Here is a 21,559-nt window from a genome sequence, read left to right on the forward strand (position 1 = left end):
AACAGGCCGTCATCGAGGCCCTGCGGGGCACCTGGGCCGACGAGCACATCTTCGCGCTCGGCCAGGCACTGCAATCCTGGGACCACTACCACAGACTCATCGCCGATTGCGACGGGCGCATCGCCGCAGTGCTGCCGCCGCACGATGAGGCACAGCCGCCGCTGCCCAGGTCCACCCGACAGACCGGCGTCAACGCGCCGGAAATTTCCAGGCTGCGCGAGACCCTGGCCCAAATGTGCGGCGGACGGGATCTGACGAAGCTGCCCGCGCTGTCGTCCTATGGCGTGCTGCAACTGATCGGTGAGGTGGGTACCGACCTGAGCGTCTGGCCCACTGAAAAACACTTCACCGCCTGGACGGGACTCGCACCGGGCAGCAGCGATAGCGGCAAACGCAGGAAAGGCGTAAAGCGCGGTCGCAACCGGACCGGACAGCTGTTCTGCATGATGGCGCAAAGCCTGGTACGCAGCAGGGATATTGCGCTTGGTGGTTTCTACCGCCGTCTCGCGGCACGCCGCGGCGGCCTGGTGGCCACCAAGGCGCTCGCGCGCAAGCTCGCCGCCTGGTTCTGGCGCGTGATGGTCAAGGGCGACGACTACGTTGAAAAGGGACTCGCGCGCTATGAGGAACAGGTCCGTAAAAACAGGGAACACGCCCTCAACCGCTTAGCCAGGGAGTTGGGGCGCCAGCTTGTTCCCGTCCCCGCCGTCTCTCAGACAGCTTGAAAACGGCCCAACGCGGGAGGTTCATGGAGAGAGGGGACGGCTATCGCCGTTTCCTACCCCTATCCAATTGGCCTGTTCTTGCCCGTCGCGACATAATGAAATCGAGCCAAAGGCGACACCAGTGCGCCCGCAACTTGATACAACTGGTGAGGGGCCTGGCGGTTGAGCTCGCTTCCATCTCTGGATTCGCGGAGTCCGGCGAAAGCCAACGTCCACTGCGAATTCGAGCGACGCCTGCCACGCAGACGGCCTATGATGAAATCATCGAGGGGCGTCACTCGCACCTCCTAACCCGAAGGAGCGAGGACATGGCCAAGAAGAAGACCGAATCCGTATATCGTGTCACGGAAATCATCGGCACGAGCCCGGTTTCCTGGGAGGATGCGGCAAAAATGGCTGTGGAAACGGCCGCCAAGTCGCTGCGTGATTTGCGCGTCGCCGAAGTCAGCAAGCTCGACATGAAGGTCGATAGCGGCAAGGTCGTTGAATACCGAGCGCGAGTGTCTTTGTCGTTCAAGTACGAAGCCTGAACCGGTGACTCAGCGGGGTAAAGCGCCGCAGAATGGCTTGAGCATGCCGACAAGCGCGATGGGCGTCTGCTTCCGGCCCGTTGTACTGCTTGTGCACAGCGATCTTGCCTTGCTAATCCAAAGCGGTGCACTTTGACCGCGCTCTCGTTCAGACGCCGTACCTTGCTGGCGGTGCAGACGAGGCATTGCTCGGAACCCTGAGAACCGTGAGCGGCGACCTTTGCTGAAGGCATTCCCTTCGCACCGTCGCCTCGAAAGCAGCCACGTGCGTCTACATCGGACAAACCGAGCAAGATAGCAAAGCACAAAATGTCTCGTCGAAAATCAAATCGAGGAGACGCTCGACGCTATCAAAGCCGGCACGCATGTCAACGAACTTGCCGTCAAGCTCAACGAATATATGCAGTGCAGCATACTATTGCTGCGGAACCGGAGCCGTTCGCGAGTTACCCGGAACGCCTGGAGTAATACCTAGCAAGTCGTTGGGGGCGCCGGGGAGGTCCATAAGCGGGTCGCACCGGGCCGCCCTTAACGCGGGGCTCGCCAGGCCACGCATCGCTTCGTAGGCTTCACAAAGTGCATCGTTGAGCGCGCCGCGTCGCTGCGACTCCTCGGCTTCCTTAACGTGCGCGACAAAAATGTTAAAGGCAGCGGGGTCAGGATTGAAGCAGATGCCGTTTTTGTTGTACGAGTCAAGCCATTGAGAATATTCCGCTACCTTCCCGGCGAACGAGCCGGCAGCAGCTCCGTCAAGAAGTTCCAAGACCTTTTGAAGCCGGGCGAGAGCGTGTTCGAACGACCGGAGGCTCATGCTGCGCTCCTTGCTAGTGCAACAACATCCCGCGGGGCGGCCCTCGAGGCCGCCAATACGGATTATCTAAAAGTCTACGCGGTAGCCCGGCCGGCGGCAAGGAGTGCCCGCCTAGTCCCCGGGATGTCCATTATCAGCGGCATGCGCTCCGCCAGCGCGGACTGAATTGAATCGGCGCGTGCGGTGCTTTCCTTTCCGAGGTAGCCGACCTCGCTCGCCGGGCACAACTCGACAAGCACGGTCTTCTGGCCCTAGCCGGCGCCAATGTCTTGAGCTCGCTAGCAGGCCATCGTCGAGATGCGCTGTTGGGTGCGGCTGCAGCCGCACCCAACAAGCACCTGCTTCATGTCACGCAAAATATTTCCAACTATCCTTCGACTCTACCTTCGCGGAACCGGTCTTGCACAACGAAGAGTGAAACCTCCCCTGCAGAGGCCGGTTCGAACCCTCAAGCCAAAGCGTCAATCGCGTCGGACTAGCGTTCGAGGGTGAACAGTCGTCGAATTTCGCCAACCGGGTAGGCGGTCATCATAAGCGCCTTGGCGAGGAACGGAACGGTCTCGATCCTGCCAGGCTAAAGCGTGCTACAAGGGCTGATGGAGAAACTCTCTTCTAGCCCCTAGCGGCAGTTCGAACGGCTTTGCTGCCCTCAGCTCACCACACGCGTATTTAGGGTCTCCGTTGGCAACGATCGAGCGCAACTCAGCAAGATGGCGCTGGCAGCAAGGGCTGCGATGGGAAAACCGCAACTGACGGTGACTTCAGCGGTCCGGAGATTCTAGCCTGTGATACAGAGGGCATCGCGGCTTACGCGCCAAAACCATCGACCTCCGTGTCGAAAAAAAAGCTCTTCATGAAAGACGACTTCGTCTACATCGCGAAAGACGACTAAAACAAATGCCCAGCGGGCGAGCGGGCGATCTATCGGTTCCCAACTGTCGATCACAAATTGAATCTACGGGTGTACTGGACCAGCGCGTGTCCACGTTGTCCGCTGAAAGAGCAACGTTCGCCAAGTCCATATCGTCGCATTCGTCGATGGGAGCACGAGAATGTACTGGAAGTCATGCAACGCCACCTCGACCGTCGGCCCGACGCCATGACGGTCCGACGACGCACGGTTGACCACGAATTCGGTACGCTAAAGTACTGGATGGGATCGACCCACTTCTTGACTCGCACGCTAGAGCGGGTGAGCACCGAAATGAGCCTTCACGTACTTGCGTACAACCTGAAGAGAGTCATCAGGATACTCGGCGTCACCAAGATGCTAAAAGCAATGAGACTGGCCAGTGCTTGAAGCAGCGGAATGTGTTTTTATTTGATTCTGACGGGGCCCACCAATACGGCGCCTTAGGCCTGGTGAATTGCGCTAACCTGCCGCGATCGATGCGCAGTGCTGCAATGCACCCAAAGAACGCGTCTCCACACGCCCTCGGCAAGTCGCGGCCATCGATACACCTCCCGCATCGGCTCTTCAACGTCAGACATGAGCACCGCTGTCGCGACATCGCGTGGCTGCAACGGAGTTACTCTGAATGAGACCGCGCCGCGGGGAAAGCCATGATAAATCTTGCCCCCAGAACCACCTTCCGGGGGTTGCCCCTCACCGCAGAGCAGGCGTGCGCGGAAGTGAGACACGACATCAAGGTGCAGACGCAACGTGATGTGTCGTGGAACACACCGGAGCTAAGCGCGATGCTCAAGGACATGCTGCAGCCCCCAAGTGACGACATCGACGGATTCGACGCCCCGGCAGACGAAACTAAAGCGGCCGCCGAGCATGCAAAGGGTTCCGTTGACGAAGAGATGGATGCCATCGAGGTGAGCGAGTAGTGGAATGCTGCGATGGAGTCGGAAATTATGAAAGGGCCCAAGCTTTAGGGCATGCCGTACCGATTACGAAACCGACCTCATCGGTGCCATGCCCCGATAGCTACGCTTGAACGCTAGTCGTCGGCCCATCGAGACACGGGGCCGCGATATTTCCATTGAACACACGAGGGACTGAAGATGCGACTGATCGAACCGGATGAACACAAGGAGTTTCTCGCGACCTTGCAGCGCATTGGTCTGGCAAGAGATGATTTCGGTCTTCAGGAGACGGATACGACGGATCCAAAAGGCGACGAGAATTTCGGTCTACGGGGCTATGCCACCATTACCAAACTATCAACGCAGGTGACGAGGGAATACACGATCGGCGACGAAAGCGATTGGCTGCAGCATTTCAGGAAAGATCTCGAAGCGGGCGCTTTCGATAAACCGGAATGAAATCCCGCTTGCCATTGGAGCGAAGGTGAAAAATAGTTACCCGGGCGCGCCGGCGCTCAGCTCGCGCTTTGCTGGCTGCGGCGCTTCAGCTGAGCGGCCGAAGTTGCCGCCTACCGTCGTTCGCGGCGAGGAGCCGGCGACGTCGCATTCTGAACTCCGCAATTGGCATATCCCTTCAGTTCGAGCAACTGGTGACATTCATATTGTCGCAACGGTGACGTTTTTATCGCGGCCTACGGCGACGGGTAGCAAACTACGTGAGGCAACAGGTCAGCACGACTTGCAATTCTGATGAGTCAATGCGCGCGGGACTTAATTGACGTCTTGGCGCCATACTGCATGCGCCGCCTCGGATTTGTCGATTTTTCGTTAAGACAACGAGGCAAGCAGGATCGACAGCCTTCTGACATGAGCCCTGAACGCCTCGCTTGTTTCGCGGTCGCTTGTCGAACTCAAGTGTGACGTCTCGGCGATTTCGACCTGCTCATGGAAGTCGTTGGCGACCTTGCTCCTTATGTCCGGTGGCAACGATCGAACGATGGAGACTAGTAAAGCCTCCTCAGCGTGAATCATGCCCAGTATGGAATGGGTATCCATGCGAAGCTCCGTTGAAAGCGTGGTAGGAGCAATCTAGCACAATCCGCTGGTCCGTTTAGGTCGCCTTATCTGCCTTTATCTGGATCCGATGGCTCTGATGCGGTGGACGACTCGCTCGCCACGGCAAAAGGTATGTGCCAAAGGCAGTGGAGAAGTCGTGACTTCCACGACAGCCGCACGCGGATGGCCCATATCTCTTTCAGCTTCAACGGGACCTTCTGCCTGGTCAGCTTCCCCTTGTTCCAGGGCCCTCGGTGTGTGCTGTGTTCGATGAATTCCATGACCGTCCGATCCGTGAATGGAGATCCAGTCTGCGCTTTGAGAGCCGCACTCCCCGTCCCAACCCGGACATTCGCCCGCAGAATCCGATCGTCCGCTTGTCGGCCTTATAAAAAGCTTCTCATAAGGCCGAACTTCCGACATTCGCGACGCCTGTGCGATTGGTCGCGTCGGTTTGCGAAGGACGTTAGAGCATTGCTCGCGTTTCACAAATCGCTGTCAACGGGGTGAAGAAATTCGCAACTCTAAAGGCCGCCGCCGTCGGGTATATTTAACATTATTAGGCTTCTTAATTATTGAAGAAAAGAGAGTTTTGTCGAAAGACGAAGCATCCAACCACGGGTCAATACACAACGCGCTCCACCGTTCGCCATCGCGAAATCGGTATTTATATGGACAAGTCGGATTTTTGGTCAATCAATCATCGTTACAGTTGGTCAACTCAGCTTTGTCCCGGATCTTCTGCTGCCTCTCCAAGCTCGATCAGAAGCCGCCTGGCAGGCGTGGACCAACCGTCGCTCATAGCCAGCGCATCGCCTGGCCGATGCTGCTGGCCGACAGTTGCGGAATCATGCGCCCGCATTCGGCGGCCGTCAGGCTGGTGCCGTGGGCGAGGATTCCGCCGTAGACCATCAACAGCGTATTGGCGGAAGCAGCGGCAAGCTGATTGATCATGCAGCCGGGGTCGCGTGTCCGCTGTCGCCCTTAGTCCGCGCGTCGTCGTATTCCCGCGAGATGTCCTTGTTCGTGTAATCGCCTAGCCGCGAAGCGGCAATCAGGCTGACCACCGCGCACGCCAGGATATAACCCGCGATTGCATAGCCCGAGTGGTAGTAAGCGAAGAGCGCGGTCGCAATCAGCGGCGCAGGGCCGCCGGCAATGACCGAAGCCAACTGGTAGCCCAAGGACGCACCGCTGTAACGCAGCCGCCCCGTGAAGGATTCAGCGATCAAAGCGGCCTGGGGACCGTACATCATCGAATGCGGTACCAGCGAAAGCACAATGGCCGCGAAGATCCACATCGGATCCTTGGTGTCGACCATCGCAAAATAGAGGAAACCGAATACGCCGACGGCGGCGGCACCCATCATGTACATCCGCCGCCGCCCGATCAGATCGGACACATGGCCAAAGAGCGGGATGGTACCGAATTCCAGCACTGAAGCCGCCAGCACCGCCGTCAGCAAAAGGTTGCGTGTCACGCCCAGTGTCGAAACGCCATAGGTGAAGACAAAGGCCGTGAAAATATAGAAAGGTGCCTGTTCGGCCATGCGTGCAAAGGCCGAGAGAAGGATGTCTTTCGGCTGGCGGCGCAATACCTCGAGCATCGGCGTCTTCTCGATCTTGCGCTCAGCCAGGAGCCGCGCGAAGATTGGCGTCTCGAGAATATTCAAGCGGATGTAGAGGCCGATCGCGACCAGTACGATACTGAGGAAGAAAGGTACTCGCCAGCCCCATGTGAGGAAACCGCTGCCAGATATCTGACTCATGGCCAGCACTGCCAGGTTGGCCAGGAACAGTCCCGCCGGCACCCCGAACTGCGGCCAGGAGGCGACGAAGCCGCGATGCGCGTTGGTGCGTGCCCATTCCATCGACATCAAGACCGAGCCACCCCATTCGCCACCGACGCCCACACCCTGGATGAAGCGAAGCACCGTGAGCAAGACGGCGCCCCAGATGCCGATCACCGCGTAGGTAGGAACAAAGGCTACGGCAAACGTGGCGATTCCCATCAGCAATAGCGTTACGATCAGCGTGGCCTTGCGTCCTATGCGATCGCCGTAATGGCCGAAAATGGCCGCGCCAACTGGCCGTGCTATGAAGCCGACGGCATAGATCAGAAAAGCCTGCAATGTGCCGACTAGCGGGGCCGACTGCGGAAAATACAGCTTCGCGAAAACCAGGCCTGTCACCGTACTGTAGAGGAAGAAGTCGTACCATTCGATCGTGGTGCCGATCGTGCTTGCGATGACGGCGCGGTGCAACTGGCGCCGAGCGTCCTCATCGGAGAGGGGCATCGCCCCTGATTGCGTGGCGGCCATTTGGAAGCCTCCCCAAAAACAGCACGACATTACGTATAGACAATTTACGTGATGAGAGGTTCCAGTGGCGCCCGGTGCGACTGGCAAGCACGCGTCACGATCATTAGCATGGCGACTGACCTGGCAAACCGGGGTCCTCGCGGCGCGCTCATGCCCTTCGAGCATGTCGTTTCCATATTCATACGCAATGGTTAGCCGTCCAAGCCTGAAACTCGCGCGCCGCCTCGTCATGCATCCAAGGACCAAATCGTGCCCGATCCCTAACCAGGTGGCGCGCTCAAGTGGTTATTCGCAGGGAACAAAATCAGTTTCAAAGAGAACGCCGCTTTCTCGGGTGACGGGTAATGAAAGCCAGCCGTCTCTTGCGGTCGGCTGATGCCGACCCACATCTGCCGTTGGATGTCCCATCAGGTGATCGGCAGCTTTCGAGGTGCAACCGTCAGTCATTTGTCTGCGGCGACAGCCGGCAAGTCCCTAGACGTCCCGTACTTTCACTCGCACTAGAGTACTGCTTCGCCTGAATCAGGTAGACGCATTTGCGAAACGACGAGCGCTGCGATCGCCACATCTGAAGCGTGAGTTTCGTCGCCTGGCGCAGCTGGGACTGTGCGGCAAATTCCCTTGTGCTGGTGATGGGCAAAGGACCCTTGCTTGCCGACCCTCCCCGCGTTACTTTGGCAACCATCCGGCCTACCGATAGGAGATGGTGCGATGCAAAACCTCGTCCAGATCGCGTGCTCAGCCTGCCTCGTCGTGGCAACCGCTGCGACAGCGCAAACCCTACCCCCACAACCCTCTGCGGGCGGGACACCCGACAAGATGCCATTCGACATTCCCTATGTCTGGACACCGCGAAGAGGCTGCTCGCGATTGCGGAAGCCGAAGCGAAGAAACACGACTGGAAAATGAACATTGCTGTCGTCGACACGCATGGCGAACTCATCGCGTTCGAACGAATGGACGGTGCGCAGTTCGCGTCGATCGCGATATCGCCGAACAAAGCGCGCACGTCAGCAAGATTTCGTCGGGAAACCCGGGTCTTCTACAACCAGTTTGAGACCGGACACGCATACGTGAACACGCTGGATGCGCGGCTGGTCGCATCGCCGGGAGGGTTTCCGCTCGTAGAAGGAGGAAAGCTTGTCGGCGCCATCGGCTGTAGTGGCGGCACAGGCGATCAGGACGCGTCTGTGTGTAAGGCCGCCGCCGATACGATCAAATAGTGCGACGCCACTGTACGCAGCAGCCGACGACGACGCAAATGGCCGAACCCGGTCCGATGTCGAACAGCCGAAGTCGACCCTGTATAGATGGTCCGCTCGCTTTTCTCCGAACCGGTCATTACCCGTGAGCATCGTCCCCTCTGTGACTCCACGCTACGGGTCGCCTTCGAGCAGTAAAGCGCGAGACTATCTCGCCCTCCTGCCGTCTATCTCGGGGCCGCGACAATCAACGCACCGAACTCCACGTTGGCACATTGATGCCGTTCGGTTCTGGAGGCCCTCTCATGCCCACCTCCCCGAATATAGATAGTCCGTCCGATCTCGGCCACCTTCGTCCGATGATGTACTTCCGAGCTCGGCCAACAGCGAACCACGCATTCCGATTTCCTGCAAATAGACGTTGCCATTCGACGGATACCACATCGACGCGAAGCCCGGATTGGCCGGCGCGTGGACGGCATTGAGAAAGCGGATCGTCAGCCATCTGATGTCGCCGATGCGAGAGCGTCCGAACACGCGAGCACGGCTACTGTGCCATCTGCAGATCCGCAATCGTCGCAGCGAGAAAACGCGCCGCCTCACCGCCCGTGACGACCCGATGGTCGAATGTCAGACTCAGCGGCAAGATCCGATGCACGGCAGGAACGCCTGCTGCCGCCACGACCTGCTCGTGAATGCGCCCGGCTCCGAGAATCGCAACAGTGGGCGGCACAACCACGGGAGCCGCATATTTACCGGCGATCATGCCGAAGTTCGACAGTGTGATCGTATTGCCGCGCAGTTCTTCCGGGGGAATCTTGCGTGCCCGTATGTCGACACGCATCCGGTCGAGCCCGCCGCGCAGATCCGCTGGGTCGCGGAGCGCGACGTTGCGTAGCACCGGCACGAAGAGGCCATCCGGCAGATCGACGGCGATGCCAACATCGATCTTCGCCAGCACGTGGCGCCGTCCCGTATGTCCGTCGAACCATGTGTTGAGTCCCGGTTCGGCGCGGCATCCTGCCACCAGCGCGCGGATCAGCCGGATCGTGACATCGGTATGCGGCTCCCACGCATGAATGTCGGCGTCGTCGATGACGGTCGCCGCCGCCACTTCGCTGTGTGCGCGCGCCATGTTCTGCGCCATCGCGCGCCGCACGCCGCGCAGCACTTCAGGCGGCCCGAGCTCGGCGAGTATCTTCGCGGCGCGCTGCACGTCTGCCGCCGTGATGACACCCTCCGGCCCCGATGGCGTCACCATCGCCAGATCGACATCCAGCTTGCGCGCGAGCGCCCGCGCCGCCGGGATCGCCTTGATGACGCCGACACCCGCACCCATGCTGCCGCCAAGCGCCGCCGGCGCTTCCCGCACAACATGCTGGCCAACCTCCATATGGCCGACCACGGTGCCGGCGTCGGCTTCGTCGCCCGCTCCCTCGAATGCGACGAGCGGCTCACCCAGATGCACGATGTCGCCCGGCTGACCGAACAGCTTCGCGATGCGGCCGGATTGAGGCGACGGAATATCGACGATCGCCTTCGCCGTTTCGACCGACAACAGCGGTTGATCCGCGCGAATGTCTTCGCCGCTTTTGACGTGCCACTCGACGATCTCTGCTTCCTGCAAGCCTTCGCCGAGATCAGGCAGTTTAAAGATGTTCATGGCTTCACGACGCCTCCAGAGCCTGCCTGACCGCGGCAACGATGCGCTCCGTGCCCGGCATATATTGATTCTCAAGTCTGTACAGTGGCGCCACCACGTCATATCCGGTGACGCGCTGCACCGGCGCGAGCAGCGAGTAAAGTCCGCGCTCGCCGATGTTGGCGGCAATCTCCGCACCCACCCCTCCGGTACGCGAGCCCTCGTGCACGATCACGCAGCGTCCGGTTTTCGCCACCGACGCGAGAATGGTGTTCATGTCGAGCGGCTTGAGCGTCGCCACGTCGATCACCTCGGCCATCACGCCTTCCTGCGCGAGCAGATCGGCCGCGGCCTGCACGTCCTGCAATGCTCCCCCCCAGCTCACCAGGGTAACGTCTGACCCATCGCGCAACGTAAAGCAACTGTCGAGCGGCAGCGCTTCGCCGATATCCTCCACCGGCTGCCTGAAGAGCCGGTACAGTCGCGTCGGCTCGAAGAAGATCACCGGGTCCGGGTCGCGGATCGCCGCTAGCAGCAAGCCGTATGCGCGTGCAGGGGACGACGGCGTCACGACACGCAGTCCGGGGATGTGGGTGAACAACGCTTCGGGGCTCTCGGAATGATGCTCCGGTGCGTGAATACCTGCGCCACACGGCGCACGAATCACAAGCGGGCACGTCAGCCGTCCGCGCGTTCGATGCCGCAGACGCGACGCATGATTCAGAATGTGGTCGATGGTCGGATAGATGAACCCGCTGAATTGGATCTCCGCGACCGGCTTCAGGCCCATCGCCGCCATGCCGATCGCGGTGCCGGCGATCGCTGTTTCGGCTAACGGCGTGTCGATCACCCGCTGCGCTCCGAATCGAGCCTGTAACCCGACCGTCGCGCGAAACACGCCGCCGTTCACGCCGATATCCTCGCCGAGCAGCAGAACGGCTGGGTCGTGCGCCAGTTCGTAGGCGAGCGCGTGATTGAGCGCTTCGACCATGTTGAGCTCAGCCATGGCGGTTCCCCGTGGCAGGCGCGAAACGCTGTGCCATCGCCAGTTGCTCACGCATTGCCAACGGCAAAGTCTCGTACAGGTGATCGAACATGGCGGACGTGTCCGGCGGCGGTACCGCCAGATACGCGTCGACGGCCTGCTCGACCTGCGCAAGACACGCCTTGCCCAGTTGCTCGTCCTGCGCCTTGTCCCAGACGTTCATGCGCATCAGGTAAGTGCGCAAGCGCAGCAACGGTTCGTATTCCCATTGTTTGCTGAGAACCTCGGAGTCGCGATAGCGCGTCGCGTCATCGGCCGTCGTGTGATCGCCAAGGCGATAGCTGAGCGCTTCGATCAGCGTCGGGCCGTCGCCGCGGCGAGCCTTGGCGAGCGCTGCGTGGACAACCTGATGCACGGCGATCACGTCGTTGCCGTCAACCTGCAGCCCGTCGATTCCCGCAGCGATCGCTTTTTGCGCGAGCGTTTGCGCAGCGCTCTGGCGGCTGCGTGGCACCGAAATCGCCCACTGGTTGTTATTGACCACGAGGACAAGCGGCGCCTGCCAGACGCCTGCCATGTTCATCGCCTCGTAGAAGTCGCCCTTGGACGTGCCGCCGTCGCCGAAGATCGCCACCGCGACGCGCAGCTCGTGACGCAGAAGGAACGCGTAGGCCGCGCCGGCGGCATGACATACCTGTGTGCCAATCGGCACACAGTTCGGAAAATCGTGGCGGGGCACGCTGAAGTCGCTGCCGCGTTCGTCGCCGCCCCAATACAGCAGACTTTCCGTCATCGTGACGCCGCGCAGCAATTGCGCGGCGTGATCGCGATACGAAGGAAACAGCACGTCGTGGGGCTGCATCGCGCTGGCGACGCCGACGCCAATCGCCTCCTGGCCGACCGACGACGCGAAGGTGCCGAGCTTGCCAGTACGCTGCAGCGCGACCGCCTTCGTATCGAACGCCCGTGTCAGCACCATCGCGCGATAGAGCGGAATCAGCGCCATCGGGTCCTGTGCAAAGGCAGGTAACGGCTGAGCAGGCTCGCCGTCGGGGCCAAGGTATTGCGTGTAGCCGATATGAAAACTGGCAGCCGTGGTCATGACCGCTCTCCATGTTCATTCAGATATCGTATACGTGCAGGAGTTCACGCGCACGCGCGCTACCGCACTAACACTGCTGCGCTTGCGCACTCAAACCGCAGCGCGTGCAGAGTAGACTTTGGACAACGGAAGCGCGCACAAGGGACCAGTTCCCCGCTTCACCAATAACACGCAGCGAGGTAGCCGGGAATACGGATCGACCGCCCGATTGTCGCGATGCAGCAGCGGGTCGGCGGTTGCGCGGCATCGGATGTAGACTGAATTCGGACCTGCATTCCGACGGCCGTATTGAGTGCTCCGGCAATCTGTGGGTTCGCGCGATTCACCCTCATTGGAGACGCACATGGCGACTGCAATCATCACTCCACGCAACGATGGCCCCTATCACGTCAAGGGCGAGTTCAAGATTGCCACGCAAGGCGGCAAGCCTATCGACGTGGATAAGGACGAGGTCTGGCTATGTCGATGCGGTCACTCGAACAACAAACCGTTCTGCGACGGTTCGCATAAGAAAGCGGCGTTTGCCAGCGACCTCGACGAGAAGCCGCTGGGAGGCCAGACGCCTTGACGCGCCGGGCACGGCTACAGCATCGGCACGAGGTCCTGCAAGTAGGAGCGCAAATCCTCCATCAGCACGGTTTCGCATAGCCAGCATAAATGGCGATATGCAGCATCTGCATCAGGGACCACCCCGTCGCAGAGTCATCACGACGACTGTGATACAAAGTCCGCTGCCCACGCCGGGGCAATGCGGTGGGATAAGGCTGACAGGATTGGGGACTGTTAAAAAGCGTGGGGTTCCGCTTCTGCCGCACGCTGCAGGAACTCGCGAAAGCGGCTCACGTCCTCCGGTACTTCGTCGATGTGCGCTCTATAGGCCGCAAGCTTGGTTGCCAGATCACCATTGATCACCGCGCATCGCACCTGGGCAAGCAGATGGGCGCCACGTGGTGTCCAGCGCATTTGCTGACATTTGCACATGCGTGCATTGACCACTTGGTTCACCGCCGATTCCGCCATGGCCGTCGAAATCGGCTTGTGCTCACGATGGCGCTTCCCGTAGGCGATCGTCGAGCCGTGGTTGCTTTCCAGGTAAGCGAACAACTCGCCGAGGCGATAGTCGAGTTGCTCGAGGCTCCGCGCGAATCGCGGCGTCTGTGGCACAACGATGCGACAGAGCAGCGAGATCTGTCGCATTCGTTGCTCCGCTTTTGCAGCGTTCGCATGCCAGAAGCGCCAGCGTAATTTGTTGACGTAAGTTTGCAGCGCTTCCTTCGTGTACTGCTCGGTCTCGGACCGTGGCAGCAGACCCCTGACGATCTGCTCGAGATACCGCACCCGCATCGAGATGTGAAACCAGTCAAGGATCGGCGTGGCGCTAAACGGGAGCGGGCGATAGATGCTTTGGATCCCGCTGGCACCGTCTGTGATTACCGAGAGTCGTGGGTGAGAGGTCCCGGCGTGCGTCTGGACAATCGAAGCGAGCCGTTCGGTCAGATCCGGCAACTCGCTTCGCACACACGCGAAGACGCGCGGCTTCTTCCCCGGCACGGCAAGACGTCCGGTGAGAATTTCGAAGTTCCTGGTTCCTGGTTTCTGCCTTTCCCTTTCCGCGGACGAACCCTCCGTCGATCGCCAAGGTCCATTCGGTAGTGGGATTCCGCGGTTGCGCACCCGGCAGTTCGATGGCGTCAATGCGTGTGCCAACCCGCAACGTCCTGTTTCGCACCGTCACATGATTGATCTTTTCACTAACCGGGAGAAATTCGCGCATTATCTCGACCACGCGTCGATAGGTCATTTGCGCCGCGAGTTTCGCCTGCAGGGCCGACAGCTCAGGCGTTGCCCACTCCGGCACGATCGGCCATAGCGGGCAGAACGCTGTCTCCGAATACCAAGGCGGCTCACAGGCGCACGACACGACGCGTGGGCTGCGGAAGCTGACGGTCCCAAACACGGTATCGACTTTGCGTCGCCGGTAGTCCTTCAACGCCGTCCACTGATGGCATCGTCGACAGATCCACCGCAAGCAGCAGATGTCGTCCGCCTGGGCAGGGATCACCGCCTGTTGCAAGTTATGCAGCAGTTGCTTTCCGTCTGCCAATAACAGCCCGACAGATTTGGGATCGAGTGTTTGGCTTGGCCGGTCGATGCGGCCCACCTCGATCGTATTTACATCACCCCAGTCGGTAATCAGTTCGACGCGAACGACGATTTTCATCGCGGACCTCAACGTAGGCACTGGCGAGGTTTAATGCTAGCGCTGCCGCAAACCCCACGCTTTTTAACAGTCCCTGTGACGAGACCGCTGGCGAGGTTTGCGCTGCTGTTACTTTGCCTGCAGATCTCGCTCCGCGAGCTGCACAGTCACACCGTCGATGTTCCCAGCCAGACGGCAAGTGCGCGGCAGGGCATTGTAGGCGGGCATCGCAAGTCTCCTGACTACATGCGACAACGCAGGCGCGCGGTGCCCATGACCGCCCTCCGTGACGGTCCGCACCCGCGAGCGGTACTCTCATGCCCCAATCAGCACTCTCTCCGGGATTTCCCTCCTATACATCCACTCACAATCCCTATTAAATAAATCATGTTGATTTAATAATTATTCAGCAGATCCTTAGGAGGAGACCCGTGAGAAGCCCCCACATCGGACGTGGCAGCAATTCGGCAAACTTGCGCCTCTATCACGAGCGGCTTTTGCTACAGGCTCTGCGTCGCTCGCAACCTACTGCCAAGGCGGATCTCGCGCGCCAGGCCAACCTGACCAGCACGGCGGTCGGGAGCATTATTACGTCGCTGGACGAGGCCGGTCTGATTGAACACATTGGACGTCGGCTCGAAGGCCAGCGCGGCCAGCCCGCTTCGCTGATCCAGCTGAACCCGCGCGGCGCGTTTGGCATTGGCGTGAGAATCGACCGGACCAGCATCGAAACCGTGCTTGTGAATTTTTCTGGCGATGTCCTGGCGCGCAGCACGCTCGACCGCGTGCTCCCCCACCCCGACGAAGTCCTGAAAATCCTTCAACGCGACATCCAAAACATGCTGGCATTGCTTACCCCTAGCGAGCGCCAACGGCTGACAGGTATAGGTATCGCCCAGCCATTCCACCTGGGCAGTTGGGCACGCGAGCTTGGGCTTTCAGCTGAACGCTTTCGGGCGTGGGACGAGATCGATTTCTCCGCCGAGTTAAGCAAGCTGATGGACCTTCCCGTCTTTAGCGAAAACGATGGCAACGCGGCCGCTATCGCTGAACTGTTTTACGGTTGCGGACGCCAGTGTCATGACTTCGTCTATCTCTTCCTCGGTTCGGCGATCGGGGGCGGCATCGCGATCGATGGCGATTGCCTGCGCGGTGGCACTGGCAACGCGGGGGATATTGGCATCATGCCGGTGCCGCCAAGCCGCCTCGCTTCCGCCCCGCTACCCGCCGGGCAATGGGACATCCTGTTGTCGCGCGCGTCGCTGAATGCGCTCGCGCGCCATCTGCGATATAGCGGCGAGTCAATTCAAAATCGCTTCGATCTCAGCACCTGCATCCAGCGCAAACTGCCTGCGGTGGACGAGTGGATCAACGATTGCGTGGAGGCACTGGCCCCGGCGCTGCACGCAACGTTGTGCGTGGTGGACGTGCCGACAATCGTGCTCGACGCGGATGTTGACAGCGGACTCCTCGACACGCTGCTCGAACGCTTGCAGACCGCAATGACGGCCACGGTGCCGGAAGCGCGCAGCGTTCCGGCACTTCTTCGGGGGTCGTTTGGATCGGATGCGGGCGCCATCGGTGCGGCCACGCTACCTATGTTCTTCAACTTTTCGCCTAACGCCGGGTTGCTCCAGAGCGCCAGCGCGAAATCGAAAGAGGTCAATCATGCCCATGCCTGAGTTCATTTCTGAATCCAAGCCCCCCATCCTCGCCATGCGCGGCATCAGTAAAACCTTTCCCGGTGTACGCGCGCTCGACAACGTGTCGCTGACCGTCTATCCGGGTGAAGTGCACTCGCTGATGGGCGAAAACGGCGCCGGCAAATCCACGTTGATGAAGGTGCTCTCGGGCGCCTACCAGGCGGATCCCGGCGGAGAGATTCTGGTCGATGGAAAAGTGACCAGCATCGACGGCCCGCTCGCAGCGAAAGCAATCGGCATTGCCGTGATCTATCAGGAGTTAAGCCTCGCGCCCAATCTTTCAGTTGCCGAGAATATCCATGCCGGCCGCGAATTGCGCAAGGGCGGCCGCTTCGGGCTGGTGGACCGGGCGGGCATGGAGCGCGGCTGCGAGGACGTGCTCAAGAGGCTGGGCGCGAGCTTTCGGCCGCAGACGCTCGTCGGCGATCTGTCGATAGCGGAGCAACAACTGGTCGAGATCGCGCGGGCGGTTCACGCCAACGCGCGGATCCTTGTGATGGATGAGCCGACCACGCCCCTGTCATCGCGTGAAACCGACCGGCTGTTCGAGTTGATCCGGACATTGCGTGCCGAAGGACTGGCGATCATCTACATCAGCCACCGGATGGCCGAGATCTACGAATTGTCGGATCGTGTGTCCGTACTGCGCGATGGCGCCTACGTCGGCACGCTCGATCGCGCGGATCTGTCCGCCGAGAGCCTCGTCAAAATGATGGTCGGCCGAGATATTTCCGGCTTCTATAAAAAGCAGCATGCTCCCTACGACCCGGGCAAGGTCGTGCTTTCGGTCCGCGATGTCGCCGATGGCCGCCGCGTCAAAGGTTGCAGCTTCGAACTTCACGCGGGCGAAGTGCTTGGAATTGCAGGGCTGGTCGGCGCGGGCCGCACCGAACTGGCCCGGCTGATCTTCGGCGCCGAGCCGCGTATTCGAGGAGATATTACCGTCAATGGCAAGACGCTCGCCATGCGCTCGCCGCGCGACGCGATCGATGCAGGCGTGGTCTATCTGACTGAAGACCGCAAGCGCCAAGGCCTGTTCCTCGACATGAGCGTGCGGGACAACATCAATGTTGCCGTGTGCGGTCGCGATGCCCGTCTTGGGGTGCTCGACCTTGCCCGAGGTGCGGTGCGAGCGCGCGACGCGATCTCCGCGCTCTCCATTCGCGTGGCAAGCGCGAAAGTCAACGCGGGCTCCTTATCCGGTGGCAACCAGCAGAAGGTGCTGCTGTCCCGCCTGCTGGAAACGAAACCGCGCGTCCTCATCCTCGATGAACCCACGCGCGGCGTCGACATCGGCGCCAAGTCCGAGATCTATCGAATCATCAACGAGCTGGCTCGATCCGGCGTTGGCATCATCGTCATTTCGAGCGAATTACCGGAAGTCATCGGCGTCGCCGACCGCGTGCTCGTCATGCGCGAAGGCGAACTCGCCGGCCAGCTCGGCGGCCATACCGGCACGCCGATCACACAGGAAGCCATCATCGAACTGGCAACGGGCTCCCGCCCGCCGGTCGACCAGGCAGCTTGATCCGTACACCGAACCAATCAGACGTCACGAATATCTGGAGGACGACATGAGCAATTCACTCAAGCCGCAGGAAGCCGGCACAACCCCTGTAGAGGGCGCGACCAATCCGGTCCAGCGACAAGCGAAAATCTTGCGGCACGAGCGCATGCAGGCGCTGATGCGAACTGCGGGCATGCTGCCAATCCTGATTCTGCTTTGCATCGGCTTCGGGATTACGACGGGCAATTTCTTCAGCCTGCAAAACCTGTCGATCGTCACGCAGCAGGCGTCGATCAACGTGGTGCTGGCTGCGGGCATGACCTTCGTGATCCTGACCGGAGGTATCGACCTGTCGGTGGGATCCGTGCTGTCGGCCGCGGCGGTGGCGGCCTTGCTGGCATCGAACATTCCGGGCTTCGGCGGCCTCGCCGTGCCGGTCGCGCTCGCGGTCGGAGCGGGCTTCGGACTGATCAACGGCGCACTGATTTCTCTCCTCAGACTGCCGCCGTTCATTGTGACGCTGGGCTCGCTGACGGCGGTGCGCGGCATCGCCCGGTTGATGGGACATGACACCACGATCTTCAACCCGCAACTGTCGTTTGCGTTCATCGGCAACGAATCGCTCTTTGGCATTCCCTGGCTGGTCATCATCGCCATCGCGGTCGTGGCAATCTCGTGGTTCATCCTGCGCCGGACGGTCCTGGGATTGCGGATCTATTCCGTCGGCGGTAACCCTGAAGCGGCACGCCTTTCAGGTATCCGGGTGTGGGGCATCGAGATGTTCGTGTACGTCATCTCCGGCTTGCTCGCAGGTCTCGGCGCGGTGATGTCGGCGGCCCGCTTGTATGCAGCGAATGGTTTGCAGATGGGGCAATCGTACGAACTCGACGCCATAGCCGCAGTGATCCTGGGCGGCACTAGTTTCGTGGGCGGCGTGGGATCGATCATCGGTACGCTGGTGGGCGCGCTGATCATCGCGGTCCTGACCAACGGTCTCGTGCTGCTCGGCGTGTCGGACGTGTGGCAGTACATCATCAAAGGTCTGGTGATCATCGGCGCAGTTACGCTCGACCGATTCCGCCAGCGTGGTTCAGCGCGCACTTGACGTATCGATCGAATCTTGCCTTATAGAAGGTAGAGGACGGACGCGAAAACGGTCCCTTCGCGCCCGAAAAATACACCGGACCCCCTTGGAGACAACGAAATGTTGAAACAAAAAATCGCGGCCGCGAGCATTGCATTGGCGCTCGGCTTCAGCCTCACTGCCTCGGCACACGCTGCCGACAAGCAACTCAAGTCGATCGGCATCACGGTCGGATCGCTCGGCAACCCCTACTTCGTCACGATCGTGAAAGGTGCGGAGGCCAAGGCCAAGCAGATCAACCCAGCCGCGACCGTGACGGCTGTATCGGCCGACTACGACATGAGCAAACAGTTCACGCAGATCGATAACTTCATCGCCGCGCACGTCGACATGATCCTGTTGAACGCAGCGGACCCGAAGGCCATCGAGCCGGCAGTGAAGAAAGCGCAGGCCGCAGGGATTGTGGTTATTGCAGTCGACGTGGCCGCCGCCGGCGCCGATGCCACCGTTCAGACGAATAACGTCCAGGCCGGCGAACTGTCGTGCGGGTTTATCGTGAAGAAGCTCAACGGCAAGGGCGACGTCGTGATTGAAAATGGACCGCCTGTTTCGGCTGTGCTAGATCGCGTGAAGGGCTGTAAATCGGTGCTGGCCAAGAGCCCGGGCATCAAGATCCTGTCCGATGACCAGGACGCCAAGGGATCGCGCGAAGGCGGAATGGCTGCGATGCAGGGCTATCTGACGCGCTTCCCGAAGGTGGATGCAGTATTCGCGATCAACGACCCGCAGGCGGTCGGCAGCGATCTTGCCGCGAAGCAGTTGCATCGGAAGGAACTCTTCATTACGTCAGTGGATGGCGCGCCGGACATTGAGACGGCGCTCAAGAGTGACACGCTGGTTCAGGCATCGGCCAGCCAGGATCCCTGGACGATGGCACAGAACGCCGTGACCATTGGCTACGACATCATGAACGGCAAGAAGCCGGCCAACCCGCTTATTTTGATGCCGTCGACGCTCGTGACGCGCGACAACATAGCCAGTTACAAGGGCTGGACCGCGCCCCATTGAACGTAGCCGGGCGAGCGGTGTTGGCGCGGCCGCTCGCCGGTTTTCTGTCGTTGAACTCAATTCACGACCCGGCAATATAAGCAATCGTTCGCAGAGCGATCTAAGTTTCTCCCTGGCTCCTTGCCTCGACAAACCCTTCGCAAGCCTTTGTATCGATTGCTATCACTGAATGCCATGACGAAAACTTCCACCAGCAGGCCGGATCATCCTGCATTCGCCTTCGTCCTGTTCGGCGGAACGGGTGATCTGGCGATGCGCAAGATTTTGCCCGCACTGTGTGCGGCGCACCGCGACGGTATGCTCGCGCCAGATGGCAAAATCGTTGCAGTCGCGCTGACATCACTAGACACCAGCAGCTACCTGCGATGGGTCGACGAGCACGTGAAGCCACACGTCCCGGCAACAGCGATCGACGATTCAGCGTGGCAAAGTTTTCTCGAGCGCATTGCATACGTCGCGCTCGACGCCAGTCAGCCCGAAGCATTCTCCTTGCTGGCTGATACGCTAGCTGCAATACGCGGCAGACGCATTTTTTATCTGGCAACCGGGCCTGCGCTGTTCGTGCCGATCTGCCGCGCCCTGGCGTCGGCCGGGCTCACCGAAGGCTCCCGCGTCGTTCTGGAGAAACCGCTCGGCTATGATCTGGAATCGTCCAATGCGATCAACGATGCAGTCGGCCAGATATTCAAGGAAGACCAGATCTACCGGATCGACCACTACCTCGGCAAGGAAGCGGTTCAGAACCTGCTCGCGCTGCGCTTCGGCAATTCGTTGTTCGAACCGTTGTGGCGCCGAGAATGGGTCGAGAGCGTTCAGATCACCGTAGCCGAGGAATTGGGTGTTGAAGGCCGCGGCAACTTCTACGACCAGACGGGTGCGTTGCGCGATATGGTGCAGAACCACCTGCTGCAACTGCTGTCCATCATTGCGATGGAACCGCCGCAGTCGATGGACGCGGATGCGGTGCGCGACGAGAAGCTGCGCGTACTGCGCGCGCTCAAACCGTTGCTTAGCGACGAGATCGGACGGAGTGTGGTCCGCGGCCAATATCACGCCGGCGCAATCAAGGACAAAACGGTATCCGCTTATCACGAGGAGCCCGGTGTCAGCCAGGGCAGCCCGACCGAGACTTTCGTCGCGTTGAAAGTCGAGGTGGAAAACTGGCGTTGGGCGGGTGTACCGTTTTTTCTGCGCACCGGCAAGCGCCTCGCGGGCCGCATTGCCGAGATTGTCGTCAACTTCCGGCCGGTGCCGCACTCCGCGTTGGGGCCGGTGGCCTTGCGTCCTGGTTCGAATCGGCTGACGATCCGTTTGCAGCCGAACGAATCGATCCGGCTCAGTGCGCTCGCCAAGCAGCCGGGCATGGGAATGACCTTGCAAGGCGTGCACCTCGATCTGGCCTTCGATCAATTCTTTAAGCAGAACCGGATGGAGGCTTATCAGCGTCTGTTGCTCGACGTGATCGCGGGGCGGCTCGCGCTCTTCGTGCGGCGCGACGAACAGGAGGCTGCATGGCGCTGGGTCGCGCCGATCATCGAAGATTGGGCCACGCAGGGAAGCCTTCCGAAACCCTACGCGTCCGGTACATGGGGGCCGGCGGCAGCCAGCGCTCTGCTCGCGCGGCACAACACCTGCTGGCAGGAAGAAGAAAACTGAGTGCGGGGCGGACGTTTCGTGGCCGAAGCCGCTCGAGCGCACTCAGGCTACCGTCACTCAATCGACCTGATCATGGCGTGCTTTTCCGGTAGCACGCGCTATACGGAATCACCCGGCTCTCTCACTCTAACAACGAAGTACGGCTGGCCCTA

19 protein-coding genes and 2 pseudogenes are annotated in these 21,559 nt (G+C 60.4%); 12 read left to right on the forward strand and 9 right to left on the reverse strand.

Annotation, left to right across the window (positions count from 1 at the left end):
• Nucleotides 1-128 precede the first annotated feature (128 nt).
• Complete coding sequence (locus SBC1_RS35730; RefSeq protein ID WP_165989169.1) at nucleotides 129-725, forward strand: transposase; 597 nt, start codon at nucleotides 129-131, stop codon at nucleotides 723-725.
• A 308-nt stretch (nucleotides 726-1,033) separates the two neighbouring features.
• Nucleotides 1,034-1,255 carry a dodecin family protein gene (locus tag SBC1_RS35735; RefSeq protein ID WP_165105510.1) on the forward strand — a complete coding sequence of 74 codons (222 nt, stop codon included), beginning with the start codon at nucleotides 1,034-1,036 and terminating at the stop codon, nucleotides 1,253-1,255.
• 415 nt (nucleotides 1,256-1,670) lie between these two features.
• Here SBC1_RS35735 and SBC1_RS35740 read toward each other — a convergent pair whose 3' ends face one another.
• A complete protein-coding gene (locus tag SBC1_RS35740; RefSeq protein WP_165989171.1) occupies nucleotides 1,671-2,066 on the reverse strand; it encodes a hypothetical protein in 396 nt (131 codons plus the stop codon).
• Between the two features lie 677 nt (nucleotides 2,067-2,743).
• Here SBC1_RS35740 and SBC1_RS35745 point away from each other — a divergent pair.
• From SBC1_RS35745 to SBC1_RS35755, 3 genes and pseudogenes are all read left to right on the forward strand, one after another.
• Nucleotides 2,744-3,366 (forward strand): annotated as a pseudogene (locus SBC1_RS35745) (transposase); the annotation flags it as partial.
• Nucleotides 3,367-3,629: 263 nt separating this feature from the next.
• On the forward strand, nucleotides 3,630-3,902 hold the full coding sequence (locus tag SBC1_RS35750) for a hypothetical protein (RefSeq protein WP_165989173.1): 273 nt from the start codon (nucleotides 3,630-3,632) through the stop codon (nucleotides 3,900-3,902).
• 177 nt (nucleotides 3,903-4,079) lie between these two features.
• The gene (locus tag SBC1_RS35755; protein WP_165105501.1) at nucleotides 4,080-4,340 is read left to right on the forward strand and encodes a transcriptional regulator; all 261 of its coding nucleotides are present in this window, start codon (nucleotides 4,080-4,082) and stop codon (nucleotides 4,338-4,340) included.
• Nucleotides 4,341-4,709: 369 nt separating this feature from the next.
• Here SBC1_RS35755 and SBC1_RS35760 read toward each other — a convergent pair whose 3' ends face one another.
• The 4 genes and pseudogenes from SBC1_RS35760 to SBC1_RS35770 all read right to left on the reverse strand — a co-directional run bounded on the left by SBC1_RS35760 (nucleotide 4,710) and on the right by SBC1_RS35770 (nucleotide 7,258).
• On the reverse strand, nucleotides 4,710-4,937 hold the full coding sequence (locus SBC1_RS35760) for a hypothetical protein (RefSeq protein ID WP_165105499.1): 228 nt from the start codon (nucleotides 4,935-4,937) through the stop codon (nucleotides 4,710-4,712).
• A gap of 170 nt (nucleotides 4,938-5,107) precedes the next feature.
• Nucleotides 5,108-5,218: pseudogene (locus SBC1_RS40265) on the reverse strand (integrase); the annotation flags it as partial.
• A 517-nt stretch (nucleotides 5,219-5,735) separates the two neighbouring features.
• Nucleotides 5,736-5,891: a hypothetical protein gene (locus SBC1_RS35765; RefSeq protein WP_206366213.1), complete on the reverse strand. Its 156-nt coding sequence runs from the start codon at nucleotides 5,889-5,891 to the stop codon at nucleotides 5,736-5,738.
• Nucleotides 5,888-7,258, reverse strand: coding sequence for an MFS transporter (locus SBC1_RS35770; RefSeq protein WP_165105496.1), 1,371 nt, complete (start codon nucleotides 7,256-7,258; stop codon nucleotides 5,888-5,890). The genes SBC1_RS35765 and SBC1_RS35770 overlap by 4 nt, the downstream gene beginning before the upstream one ends.
• Nucleotides 7,259-7,890: 632 nt before the next feature.
• Between SBC1_RS35770 and SBC1_RS35775 the strand changes: the two genes are divergently transcribed.
• Nucleotides 7,891-8,481, forward strand: a complete 591-nt coding sequence (locus SBC1_RS35775; protein WP_241202508.1) for a heme-binding protein — start codon at nucleotides 7,891-7,893, stop codon at nucleotides 8,479-8,481.
• Between the two features lie 526 nt (nucleotides 8,482-9,007).
• Here SBC1_RS35775 and SBC1_RS35780 read toward each other — a convergent pair.
• From SBC1_RS35780 to pdhA, 3 genes are read right to left on the reverse strand one after another with little or no spacing between them, the layout of a single operon-like run.
• Nucleotides 9,008-10,123 (reverse strand): dihydrolipoamide acetyltransferase family protein, encoded by a 1,116-nt coding sequence (locus SBC1_RS35780; protein WP_165105493.1) that lies wholly within the window; start codon nucleotides 10,121-10,123, stop codon nucleotides 9,008-9,010.
• Between the two features lie 4 nt (nucleotides 10,124-10,127).
• Complete coding sequence (locus SBC1_RS35785) at nucleotides 10,128-11,108, reverse strand: alpha-ketoacid dehydrogenase subunit beta (protein ID WP_165105490.1); 981 nt, start codon at nucleotides 11,106-11,108, stop codon at nucleotides 10,128-10,130.
• The gene (pdhA, locus tag SBC1_RS35790) at nucleotides 11,101-12,189 is read right to left on the reverse strand and encodes a pyruvate dehydrogenase (acetyl-transferring) E1 component subunit alpha (RefSeq protein WP_165105487.1); all 1,089 of its coding nucleotides are present in this window, start codon (nucleotides 12,187-12,189) and stop codon (nucleotides 11,101-11,103) included. The genes SBC1_RS35785 and pdhA overlap by 8 nt, the downstream gene beginning before the upstream one ends.
• Before the next feature lie 343 nt (nucleotides 12,190-12,532).
• Here pdhA and SBC1_RS35795 point away from each other — a divergent pair, with 343 nt between their 5' ends.
• Entirely contained in the window at nucleotides 12,533-12,757 is a 225-nt protein-coding gene (locus SBC1_RS35795; protein ID WP_165105476.1) for a CDGSH iron-sulfur domain-containing protein, read from the forward strand.
• A gap of 215 nt (nucleotides 12,758-12,972) precedes the next feature.
• Here the strand turns inward: SBC1_RS35795 and SBC1_RS35800 are convergent, their stop codons facing one another.
• Entirely contained in the window at nucleotides 12,973-13,740 is a 768-nt protein-coding gene (locus SBC1_RS35800; RefSeq protein ID WP_165105473.1) for a hypothetical protein, read from the reverse strand.
• Nucleotides 13,741-14,820: 1,080 nt separating this feature from the next.
• Between SBC1_RS35800 and SBC1_RS35805 the strand changes: the two genes are divergently transcribed.
• The 5 genes from SBC1_RS35805 (at nucleotide 14,821) to zwf (ending at nucleotide 21,407) form a co-directional block, all read left to right on the forward strand.
• Nucleotides 14,821-16,071, forward strand: a complete 1,251-nt coding sequence (locus tag SBC1_RS35805; protein WP_165105470.1) for an ROK family transcriptional regulator — start codon at nucleotides 14,821-14,823, stop codon at nucleotides 16,069-16,071.
• Entirely contained in the window at nucleotides 16,064-17,620 is a 1,557-nt protein-coding gene (locus SBC1_RS35810; protein WP_241202507.1) for a sugar ABC transporter ATP-binding protein, read from the forward strand. The genes SBC1_RS35805 and SBC1_RS35810 overlap by 8 nt, the downstream gene beginning before the upstream one ends.
• Before the next feature lie 46 nt (nucleotides 17,621-17,666).
• Nucleotides 17,667-18,704, forward strand: coding sequence for a ribose ABC transporter permease (locus tag SBC1_RS35815; protein WP_165105467.1), 1,038 nt, complete (start codon nucleotides 17,667-17,669; stop codon nucleotides 18,702-18,704).
• A 99-nt stretch (nucleotides 18,705-18,803) separates the two neighbouring features.
• On the forward strand, nucleotides 18,804-19,751 hold the full coding sequence (locus tag SBC1_RS35820; protein ID WP_165105464.1) for an ABC transporter substrate-binding protein: 948 nt from the start codon (nucleotides 18,804-18,806) through the stop codon (nucleotides 19,749-19,751).
• Between the two features lie 174 nt (nucleotides 19,752-19,925).
• On the forward strand, nucleotides 19,926-21,407 hold the full coding sequence (zwf, locus tag SBC1_RS35825) for a glucose-6-phosphate dehydrogenase (RefSeq protein WP_165105461.1): 1,482 nt from the start codon (nucleotides 19,926-19,928) through the stop codon (nucleotides 21,405-21,407).
• Nucleotides 21,408-21,559 lie beyond the last annotated feature (152 nt).

Source organism: Caballeronia sp. SBC1 (genome assembly GCF_011493005.1).
Taxonomy (GTDB): Bacteria; Pseudomonadota; Gammaproteobacteria; order Burkholderiales; family Burkholderiaceae; genus Caballeronia.